The sequence below is a fragment of the Pseudomonas agronomica genome (genome assembly GCF_025917275.1).
Classification (GTDB): Bacteria; Pseudomonadota; Gammaproteobacteria; order Pseudomonadales; family Pseudomonadaceae; genus Aquipseudomonas; species Aquipseudomonas agronomica.
In genome coordinates, this window is record NZ_JAOSHO010000851.1 from 1 (window position 1) to 1,269 (window position 1,269).

Here is a 1,269-nt window from a genome sequence, read left to right on the forward strand (position 1 = left end):
GGGAGCAAGCTCCCTCGCCACGGAACGTGTTACGCCAGGTAGTCGGCCAGGCCGCGGTAGCAGGTCAGAAGATGATAAGGGGTGGTCGAAGGCATGTCCCGGCGACTGACATTGCCATCCGCGTCGAGGCATTCGTTCCAGCCACGGGGATGCAGGAAATGCTGCTGCAACGCTTGTAGCTGACGCAGCAACACTCCGTCGCTTCCCGCGCGCAACGTCAACGCCCGCAGGTATTCCGCCTGGGCCCAGATGCGTTGAGTGGCGTCGCGTGGGGTTGTCTGCGGTGCCAGGCTCAACATCGCGCAGACGGCGCCGCAATCCGGATCGACACCTTGTTCCTCAGTAAGGCTGAAGCTGAGCTCCAGCGCCGCGTGCAGTTTGCCGCCGTGCAACAAGGGCGATGACGCCAGCAGGAAATACCATTCGAACTGGTGGCCCGGCTCGAACCAGTTATCCACAGCCTTGAGCGGTTTCTCCATCATGACCTGTTGCCCAGGATCCACGAACTGCCTGGACATGGCGTCACACAGGCTCAGCAGGGCTTGGCGGACATAGGCGTCGTCGCGCACCGAAAGGACCGCAAGGAAGGCCTCTGCCAGGTGCATCAGCGGATTTTGCAGTGGGCCGGATTGGCAAGTCGACCAGTCTCGCCCGAGGCTGGCTTCGTACAGGCCGTCGCCGGTGGCGAAACGTCGGGTGACCACTTCCAGCGCGGCATTCAACGTCGATTCCACCAACGGCTCGCGAACCTTGTCCCAGTAATGGGCGCAGGCGAACAGGATGAATGCGTGGGTATAGAGGTCTTTGCCGGTGTCCAGCGGCGCGCCCTGCGGGTCGATGCTGTAGAACCAGCCGCCATGCTCGGCATCGTGGAAATGTCGCTGCAGCGAGCGGAACAGGGCGCTTGCCCGTTCCTCGGCCAGTGGCACTTCGCCAATCAGGCTGGCGAACACATACAACTGTCGCGCACAGGCCATGGCGCGGTAGCGCTGGGGCGGTAGCGGCGCGTGTTCCGCATCCAGGGATTCGTAGGGCAACGCCAGTTCGGCATTCCAGCCCGGGCCTTGCCACATTGGCACGATCACGTCGTGAAAATGCTGGCGCACCGTGGTGAACAAGGTGGTCAGTTCAGGCAAAGAGGCGGAGCGGGAAGCATCGGGCATTGGCGGACGTCGTCACAGCGGGGGCGAATGCGCGACATGGTAGCAGAGTGACCGACTCCAGAGAGATGACGCCTGTAAGTCCGTCATCGCGAGCAAGCTCGCTCCC

1 protein-coding gene is annotated in these 1,269 nt (G+C 62.8%); it reads right to left on the reverse strand.

Annotated features, from left to right (window positions below; genetic code table 11):
* Positions 1-29: 29 nt before the first annotated feature.
* Positions 30-1,163, reverse strand: coding sequence for an AGE family epimerase/isomerase (locus tag OC610_RS27650; protein ID WP_264432695.1), 1,134 nt, complete (start codon positions 1,161-1,163; stop codon positions 30-32).
* Between the last annotated feature and the right edge of the window lie 106 nt (positions 1,164-1,269).

Bases quoted from the DNA above. Each gene is read 5' to 3' on its own strand.
- OC610_RS27650 (WP_264432695.1), bottom strand. From the start codon at position 1,163: ATGCCCGATGCTTCCCGCTCCGCCTCTTTGCCTGAACTGACCACCTTG.